The sequence below is a fragment of the Streptomyces hainanensis genome, from assembly GCF_004348415.1.
GTDB lineage: Bacteria > Actinomycetota > Actinomycetes > Streptomycetales > Streptomycetaceae > Streptomyces > Streptomyces hainanensis.
In genome coordinates this window covers 1-7,972 of sequence record NZ_SMKI01000372.1, presented here as the reverse complement: position 1 = coordinate 7,972, position 7,972 = coordinate 1, and the positions used below count along the sequence as shown (strand labels likewise).

Annotated in this window: 8 protein-coding genes; all 8 read right to left on the bottom strand. The window is 72.8% G+C overall.

Translation table 11 applies throughout. The features are described 5' to 3' along the window. Nucleotides 1-779, bottom strand: a 779-nt coding sequence (locus tag E1283_RS27275) for an ATP-binding cassette domain-containing protein (RefSeq protein ID WP_165956257.1), incomplete at its 3' end; no start/stop codon positions are given. Beyond that, a complete protein-coding gene (locus E1283_RS27270; protein ID WP_132820820.1) occupies nt 776-1,816 on the bottom strand; it encodes an ABC transporter ATP-binding protein in 1,041 nt (346 codons plus the stop codon). The genes E1283_RS27270 and E1283_RS27275, both read right to left, overlap by 4 nt. A gap of 45 nt (nt 1,817-1,861) precedes the next feature. Continuing rightward, the gene (locus E1283_RS27265) at nt 1,862-2,539 is read right to left on the bottom strand and encodes a GntR family transcriptional regulator (protein WP_132820819.1); all 678 of its coding nucleotides are present in this window, start codon (nt 2,537-2,539) and stop codon (nt 1,862-1,864) included. Between the two features lie 60 nt (nt 2,540-2,599). Next, a complete protein-coding gene (locus E1283_RS27260; RefSeq protein ID WP_132820818.1) occupies nt 2,600-3,484 on the bottom strand; it encodes an ABC transporter permease in 885 nt (294 codons plus the stop codon). Beyond that, complete coding sequence (locus E1283_RS27255; protein ID WP_132820817.1) at nt 3,471-4,418, bottom strand: ABC transporter permease; 948 nt, start codon at nt 4,416-4,418, stop codon at nt 3,471-3,473. Before E1283_RS27255 ends, E1283_RS27260 begins: the two co-directional genes overlap by 14 nt. A gap of 53 nt (nt 4,419-4,471) precedes the next feature. Further along, a complete protein-coding gene (locus tag E1283_RS27250; protein ID WP_132820816.1) occupies nt 4,472-5,749 on the bottom strand; it encodes an NAD(P)/FAD-dependent oxidoreductase in 1,278 nt (425 codons plus the stop codon). A gap of 40 nt (nt 5,750-5,789) precedes the next feature. Continuing rightward, nucleotides 5,790-6,458 carry a haloacid dehalogenase type II gene (locus tag E1283_RS27245; RefSeq protein ID WP_132820815.1) on the bottom strand — a complete coding sequence of 223 codons (669 nt, stop codon included), beginning with the start codon at nt 6,456-6,458 and terminating at the stop codon, nt 5,790-5,792. Nucleotides 6,459-6,528: 70 nt separating this feature from the next. Further along, complete coding sequence (locus E1283_RS27240; RefSeq protein WP_243745138.1) at nt 6,529-7,851, bottom strand: ABC transporter substrate-binding protein; 1,323 nt, start codon at nt 7,849-7,851, stop codon at nt 6,529-6,531. Nucleotides 7,852-7,972: the final 121 nt, after the last annotated feature.

The window sequence follows — 7,972 nt, the reverse complement described above, 5'->3', positions numbered from 1 at the left end:
GTGTAGGGGTGGGCGGGCCGCTCGAACAGGTCGTCGCGCGTGGCGACCTCGATCAACTGGCCGAGATACATCACCGCCACCCGGTCGCAGACGTGCCGGACCACCCGCAGGTCGTGGGAGATGATCAGCAGGGTGAGGCCGAGCCGGTCCTTGAGCTCCAGCAGCAGGTTGAGGATCTGCGCGCGGATCGAGGCGTCGAGCGCCGACGTCGGTTCGTCGCAGACCAGGAAACGCGGTCGCAGCAGCAACGCCCGTGCCACCACGACGCGTTGCAGCTGACCGCCGGAGCACTCGGCGGGCCGGCGGGACAGGAACGACTCGTCGAGGCCCACCTGTTCGAGCACCGAGACGATCCGCTCGCGCCGCTCGGCCCGGCCGGCGACGCGGTGCTGGGCCAACGGCGCCTCCAGGCTGGTGCCGAGCCGCATCCTGGGGTCGAGCGCCGCGTGCGGGTCCTGGAAGACCAGCTGCATCTCGCGCCGCAGCGCCCGCCGGCCGGCCCGGCCGCGCCCGGCGATGTCGGCGCCGTCGAACAGCACCCGCCCCCGGTCGGCGGCGACCAGCCCGAGCACCGCCCTGGCCAGCGTGGTCTTGCCGCAGCCCGACTCGCCGACCAGGCCGAGTACCTCGCCGGGCGCGATGGCGAAGGAGACGTCGTCCACGGAGTGCACCGCCTGCCGGCGGCCGATCACCGAGCGGGCGCCCACCGGGAAGTGCTTGACCAGGCCCTCGACGCTCACCAGCGGCGCGGGCGGCGCCGCCGGCGCGGGCGCCGTCACGCCCCCACCGCCCCGGACGGTCGCACCCAGCAGCGGGAGCGGTGTCCGGAGCCGCAACTGCTCAGCGTGGGCTCCTCGTTCTCGCAGGAGTGCGCCACGCCCATGCCCTCGGCCACCGGGCACCGCGGCCGGAACCGGCAGCCCCGGCGCAGCTCCCTGGCCCGGGTCGCGCTGCCGGGGATGGTGTAGAGCCGGTCGGCCTCGGTGCGGAGCAGCGAGGCGCGCAACAGCGCCTGCGTGTAGGGGTGTCGGGGCGCGTCGAAGATCTCGGCGACCGGGCCGTCCTCCACGATCCGCCCGGCGTACATCACGGCGACCCGGTCGGCCGTGGTGGCGACGATGCCCAGGTCGTGGGTGATCAGCAGCACCGACATCCCGGACTCGCGCTGCCGCCGCTTCAGCAGCCGCAGGATCTGGGCCTGCACGGTGACGTCCAGCGCGGTGGTGGGCTCGTCGGCGATCAGCAGCCCCGGCTCGCCGGCCAACGCGGCGGCGATCATGACCCGTTGGGCCATGCCGCCGGAGAGCTGGTACGCGTAGGAGCGGGCCCGCCGCTCCGGCTCCGGGATGCCGACGTCCCGCAGCAGCCCGGTGACCCGGCGCCTGGCCTCCCGGTGGCTGAGGCCGCGATGCAGCCACAGCGGCTCGGCGACCTGGTCGCGGACGGTGGCGGTGGGGTCGAGCATGGCGCGCGGCTGCTGGAAGAGCATGGCCACCCGGCCGCCCCTGATCCGGTCCATCCGGCGGGGCGGGAGGCCGACCAGGTCCTCGCCGTCCAGGGCGATGGAGCCGCCGGTGATCCGGGCGCCGGGCGGCAGCAGGCCCATGGCGGCGCGGGCGGTGACGCTCTTGCCCGATCCGGACTCGCCGACCAGGGCCAGGATCTCGCCGCGCCGGACCGTGAGGTCCAGGCCCTCCACGACGGCGGCGTCGCCGAACGCCACCCGGAGGCCGCGGATGTCGAGTGTGGTGTCGGACGTGGCGTCGGCCGCCTTCCGGGGGGTGGTGCTCGGGGGTTCGTGGGGTCGCGGTTTCATCTCCGGCCTCCCTGTCTCTGGTTGGCGGTCCCTGGCCGGTGGCGGTCAGCGTGGTGACTGGCGGAGCCGGTGCCGCAGGGTCACCACCGCCTCGGCGAAGTGCCGTTGCAGGGTGACGAGCGCGGTGTCGAGGTCGGCGCCGGCGATCAGCTCCACCAACTCCCGGTGCTCCGGGAGCAGATCGAGCCTGGCGGGTTGGAGATCGGCGTACATGTTGAGGCAGAGCCGGGTCTCGGAGATCAGCGTGTCGAACATCCGGCTGAGGCGGTGGCTGCCCGCGGCGTTCACCACCAGCCGGTGGAAGCGCACGTCGATGTCGCCGAGCGCCCGCCAGTTGTCGGTGTCCACGGCGCCGGCCATCTCGTCCACCACCCGCCGCAGCGCGTCGACGAGTTCGGCCGGCGCGGGGGAGGCCATCACCTGCCGGAAGGCCGCGGCCTCCACGGCCTCGCGGGCGAAGAAGACGTCAACGATGTCCTCCTCGCTGAGCACCGGGACGAACACCCCGCGGTGCGGCTGGCTGGACAACAGCCCTTCCTGGATGAGGCGTTGCAGGCTCTCGCGGACCGGGCCGCGGCTGACGCCGAGGCGTTCGGCGAGCTCCGCCTCGTGCAGCTGGCTGCCGGGCAGGAAGACGCCGTGGTAGATGCCCTCCCGCAGCTGCTCGGTGACCTGGGAGACGAGGGTGCGGCGGGGGATGGGGGTGATGTGTGAGGTGGTCATCGCGGTCGCTTCGTTCCTCCGTGCGGCGGGTGGTCGGCCGGTTGCCGCGGCCGGCGGCGGTCATGCGCGGTCGTCGGTCCTGGGCTCCACCCCCTGCCCGATCAGGGTGACGCTGAGCGCGGTGACGAAGATCGCCAGCCCCGGCACCAGCACGAGCAGCGTCGACTGCTCCATGTAGGGCTGTGCGTCGAGCAGCATCGCGCCCCAGTCGGAGTCGGGGGGCTGCACGCCGAGCCCGATGAAGGAGAGGCCGCCGACGGTGATCAGCTTGTGGCCGAACCGCAGGAAGCCGAGCGCGGTCACCGGCCGGGCGGCGTTGGGGATGACGTGCCGCACCACGATGAAGGTCCGCGAGCAGCCGAGCGCCTCGGCCGCCTCGATGAAGTCGCGGCCGTTGATCTCCAGGGCCAGGCCGCGGGCCAGCCGGGCGAAGGGCGTCCAGCCGACGATGGTGAGCGCGGCGATCAGCGTGCTGTGCCCGGTGCCGAGGACGGCGATCAGGAACAGCGCCACCACCACGTCGGGGATGGCGATCAGCAGGTCGACCACCCGCATCAGCACCTCGTCGACCAGGCCGCCGACGCGGGCGCTGAACGCGCCGACCAGGGTGCCGACCAGCGCCGAGAGCAGCAGCGTGATCGCGGCGATGGTGACCGAGAACCGGCCGCCGTGCATCAGCCGGCTGAGCACGTCCCGGCCGAGGTGGTCGGTGCCGAGCCAGTGTTCGGCGTTGGGGCCGGCCAGCCGCTGGGTCAGGTCCTGGGCGGCCGGGTCGAAGGGCGCGATCCAGGGGGTCAGCAGCAGCACGAGCACCACGGCGACGAAGACCGCGCCGCCGGCGAGCACCGGCCAGCGCTGGCCGCGCACCCGGCGCAGCGCGAGGGTGAACCTGGCCCCGGCGGCGGGGAGTCGGGCGGGCGCGGCGGCCCGTTCAGTGAGCGTCATGGCGGACCCTCGCGGTGGGGTTGATCAGCTCGCCGAGCAGGTCGGCCAGGGTGCTGATGGCGATGGCCAGCGCGACGACGCAGAGCAGCCCGCCCTGGATCACCGGGATGTCCTGGTTGACGACGCCCCGGTAGACCAGCTGGCCCATGCCGGGAATGTTGAACAGCACCTCGATGACCACCGAGCCGCCGAGCAGCCCGGCGAACCAGACCGAGGAGAGCGTCAGCACCGGCAGCAGTCCGTTGCGGAGCCCGTGCCGCAGCAGGGTGGCGCGGGAGCCGAGGCCGCGGCTTCTGGCCGCCGTGATGTAGGGGGCGGCCAGGACGTCGATCATGGCGGCCCTGGTGATCCGCAGGACGTAGGCGAGGGGGCGGAGGGTCAGGGTGAGCGCGGGCAGGATCAGCGAGGCCGGTGTCTCCCACCCGGCCGACGGCAGCCAGCCGAGGTGGCGGGAGAACACCAGGACGAGCACGGGGGCCAGCCAGTACTCGGGGATGGCGACGAAGCCCTGGGTGACCAGGGTGATGCCGTGGTCGAGCCGGCTGCCGTGCCGGGTGGCCGCCAGGGTGCCGAGCGGCACCGCGATCAGGACCGCGGTGCCCAGGGCGACGACGGCCAGGGTGACCGAGACGCCCAGGGCGTTGCCCAGCAGCTCGGAGACCGGTCCTCGGCTGGTGAACGAGAGCCCGAAGTCGCCGCCGATCACCCGGCCGAGCCAGCTGACGTACTGGGCGAGCAGCGGCCGGTCCAGGCCGAGGTCGGCCTTCAGGGCCTCCACGGCGGCCGGGTCGAGGGCGTTGTCGGAGACCCGGGAGCGCAGCACGGCGCGGGCCGGGTCGCCGCCGCTGAGGTAGGGGATGAGGAAGGCGAGCAGGGAGACGACGAGCAGCGTGGCCAGGGTGACCGTGGCCCGTCTGAGGGCGAATCTGAGCATGGGACGCACACCTCCTTCCGGCCGTCCGTCGTCGGCCGTCGGCTGTCGGCCGGCTAGCGGATGGCATCGAGCGCCCGGTAGTAGGCGCCGGCGAACGGCAGGAACCAGGGCGGGCCGAAGTGTCCCGGCACGCGGGGGAAGGCGAGGCCGCGCCAGCTGTTGGCCGAGGCGTCGCCGCCGAGCACGTCGGCCATCTGGCGGCCCATGTGGGTGGCCATCTGGACGCCGTGCCCCGAGTAGCAGGCGGAGTAGAAGAGACCCTCGTGTTCGCCGGCGTGCACCATCTGGTCGAGGCTGAGGTCGACGAGGCCGCCCCAGCAGTAGTCGATCCGGGCGCCGGAGAGCTGCGGGAAGACGGAGAGCATGCCCTTGCGGAGGATCCTGCCGCTCTTCAGGTCGGAGGCGGCGTTGGACATGGCGAACCTGGCGCGGCCGCCGAACAGCAGCCGGTTGTCCGGGGTGATGCGGAAGTAGTAGAGGATGTTCTTGGAGTCGGACGCCATCCGGCGGGTGGGCATCAGCTCGTCCACCACGTGCCGCGGCAGCGGTTCGGTGACCACGATGAAGCTGCCGACGGGCACGATCCGGTTGCGCAGCCAGCGGAACGAGGAGCCGGTGTAGGCGCCGCTGGCGAACAGCACCTGGTCGGCGCGGACGGTGCCGATCGGGGTGACCACGTCGTGTCGGTGGCCGCCGATCCGGCGGGTCCCGGTCACCTCGGTGCCCTCCAGGATCCGCACCCCGAGGCGTTCCGCGGCGTCGGCCAGGCCGCGCACGAACTTGCCGACGTGCAGCCCGGCGCCCCGCGGGTCGGCCATGGCGCCGTGGTAGTGGTCGGTGCCGACCTCGGTGCGCAGGTCCTTCCCGGGGATCAGCTCCGTGTGGTAGCCGATCATGTCGGCCAGCGCCTCGTGGGTGCGGGCCAGCCGTTCGTAGTGGGCGGGCTTGCAGGCCAGGTTGAGCTTGCCGGTGCGGGTGAAGTCGCAGTCGATGGACTCCTCGGTCACCAGCTTCTCGACGGTGTCGATGGCGTCGTTGTAGGCCAGGTAGAGGGCCTTGGCGGTGGGGATCCCGTAGCGTGCCACGGCGGTCAGGAAGCCGATGGCGAGCCCGGTGGTGCACATCCCGCCGTTGCGCCCCGAGGCGCCGAAGCCGACGGTGTCCTTTTCGAGGACCGTGACGGCGGCGCCCTTGCGGGCCAGGTGGACGGCGGCGGAGAGCCCGGTGAGGCCGGCGCCCACGATGGCCACGTCGGTGCGGCCCTCGAGGGCGACGCCGGTGCGGTCGGGCGCGGCCGGTGCGGTGTCCAGCCAGTAGGGAACGGACTTCACGTCCAGGCCTTCCTTTCTCGGAGGGGCCTCGTCGCCGGGGCTACAGGCCGAGCAGCGCGGGCAGTTCGGTCAGCGCGGAGATCTCGGTGTAGCCGTAGTACGGCGTGCTGGGCTCGTAACCCCGGTTGAGGTAGACCTTGTTGGTGATCCGCAGGTCGTGCGCCGGGATCAGGTCGTAGCGCAGGCTGGACGAGACGTGCAGCAGGTCGCCCGGCGCGCAGCCCAACTGGCCGAGCATGTACTCGAAGGCGGCGAGCCTCGGCTTGTAGGCGCGGGCCTGCTGGGCGGTGAACACGGAGTGGAACGGGGCGCCGAGCTTCGCCACGTTGTGGACTATCTGGTCGTCGGCGGCGTTGGAGAGGATCACCAGCGGGAACGCCTCGGCCAGCCTGGCCAGCGCCTCCGGCACGTCCGGGTGCGCGCCCCAGGTGGGCACCGCGTCCACGACGGCCTGGCCGTCCGACTCCCGGTAGGGGAGGTTCCACAGGGCGGTGGCCCGCTTCAGGGCGTGGGTGACGACGTCCGGGTAGGGCTGGTAGGCGCCGAGCACCTCGTCGATCCGGTAGGCCTCGAAGTCGTCCAGGAAGTCCTCCATCCGCTCCGCGGCGACCCGGTCCGCGTAGAGCCCCCGGGTGACGGCGGACATCTGGAAGTGGGTCAGGGTGCCGTAGCAGTCGAAGGTGATGAACTTGGGGCGGAACTCGATCATCTGATTCCCTCTCTGAGCGGTGTGTTTCCGGGCTGGTTCCGGGGCTGGTTCCGGGGGTGGCGTGGACGGCTCAGCCGTCGGCGAGTGCCAGGTCGGCGGTCAGGGTGTAGTAGGGGTGCAGGACGAACCCGGTGACGCCCGCGTGGGCCACCGTCTCCGTCTCGTGCACCAGGAAGACGTTGACGGCCCGTTCCTGGAGGTCGGCCGCCAGCTGCGCGTAGGTCGCGTAGCGCTCGTCCCGGTCGGCGGTGTCGCCGGCCCGGGCGATCAGCTCGTCCACCTCGGGGTCGCAGAGCTGGGTGATGTTGAAACCGCCGTCGCAGGAGTAGTCGGCGGTGAGGAAGCCCAGCGGGTCCGGCATGTCGCCCAGGTGGTTGCGGGAGAGCAGCGCCATGTCGAAGTCGCCGTCCAGCAGGCTCGGTTCGACGGAGGCGTAGTCGGCGGTCTCGATCTCCACGGTGACGCCGGCGGCCCGCAGCTGCTCCTGGATCACGGCCGCCAGGTCGGCGAAGCCGGTGCCCTCGGTGTAGACGGTCAGGGTGAGGTCGAGCGAGCCGGGGTCGACGCCCGCCTCCTCGAACAGCGCGGCCGCCGCCTCCGGGTCGGCGGTGACGGGCTCGGCGCCGGTGGGCGCGAACGGCTCGTCGGGGGCGAACGGGCCGACGGCCGGCCGGGAGGCGCCGGGGTAGACGGCGTCGCTGATCTCGGCGGTGTCGACGGCGGCCTGGACGGCGCGCCGCACCCGCTCGTCGTCGAAGGGCGCGCGGGCGTTGTTGAGGATCAGTCCCGTGGTCCGCGACAGCTCCGCGGTCTCCACCGTCACGCCGTCCTGCTCCGTCAGCGAACTCACGCTGGTGATCGGCATCTTGCGGGAGATCTGGGCCTCGCCCGTCTGGATCTGGGTGGCGCGCAGCGTGGCGTCGGTGACGAACCGCACCTCGGCCGCGTCGAGTCGGACCTCGCCGCCCCAGTAGGCCGCGTTCCGCTCCAGCCGGACGGACTGCTGGGGCACCTCCTCGACGATGGTGAAGGGCCCGGTGCAGGCCGACCGCGGGTCGGTGGCGGACTCGCCGTAGGCGTCGGGGGCCAGGATGCCGGTGTTGGGGGTGGCGAGCCGCTCCGGCATCAGGAACTCGGGCTCGGGGGTGGTGATCCGGACGGTGTCCTCGTCGACGGCCGTCACCCCGGTCACGGTCTCCGGCGAGAAGACGGAGGCCGGCGCGGTCGTCTCCAGGGCGTGGGTGAGGGCGCCGGCCACGGCGGCGCCGTCCATCGGCTCGCCGTTCTGGAAGGTGACGCCGGCGCGGAGGTCGAACTCCCAGGCGGTGGGCTCGACCTGCTCCCACGAGGTGGCCAGCATCGGCTCGATCGCGCCGTCCGCGTCGCGCCGCACGCGACGAGACTCCGCAGGGTCCGCGCGGTGAGGACGACGGACCGCAGGGCGGGAAGCCCGCGCAGCGTGCTCCATTCCGGCAGGCTCAGACTCCGGTCGCTGAAGGGCATGGACAGGCTCG

What these genes read in the sequence shown, in the direction of transcription:
- E1283_RS27245 (WP_132820815.1), bottom strand. Translation starts at nt 6,458, where the DNA reads ATGATCGAGTTCCGCCCCAAGTTCATCACCTTCGACTGCTACGGCACC.
- E1283_RS27270 (WP_132820820.1), bottom strand. Translation starts at nt 1,816, where the DNA reads ATGAAACCGCGACCCCACGAACCCCCGAGCACCACCCCCCGGAAGGCG.
- E1283_RS27255 (WP_132820817.1), bottom strand. Translation starts at nt 4,418, where the DNA reads ATGCTCAGATTCGCCCTCAGACGGGCCACGGTCACCCTGGCCACGCTG.
- E1283_RS27265 (WP_132820819.1), bottom strand. Translation starts at nt 2,539, where the DNA reads ATGACCACCTCACACATCACCCCCATCCCCCGCCGCACCCTCGTCTCC.
- E1283_RS27260 (WP_132820818.1), bottom strand. Translation starts at nt 3,484, where the DNA reads ATGACGCTCACTGAACGGGCCGCCGCGCCCGCCCGACTCCCCGCCGCC.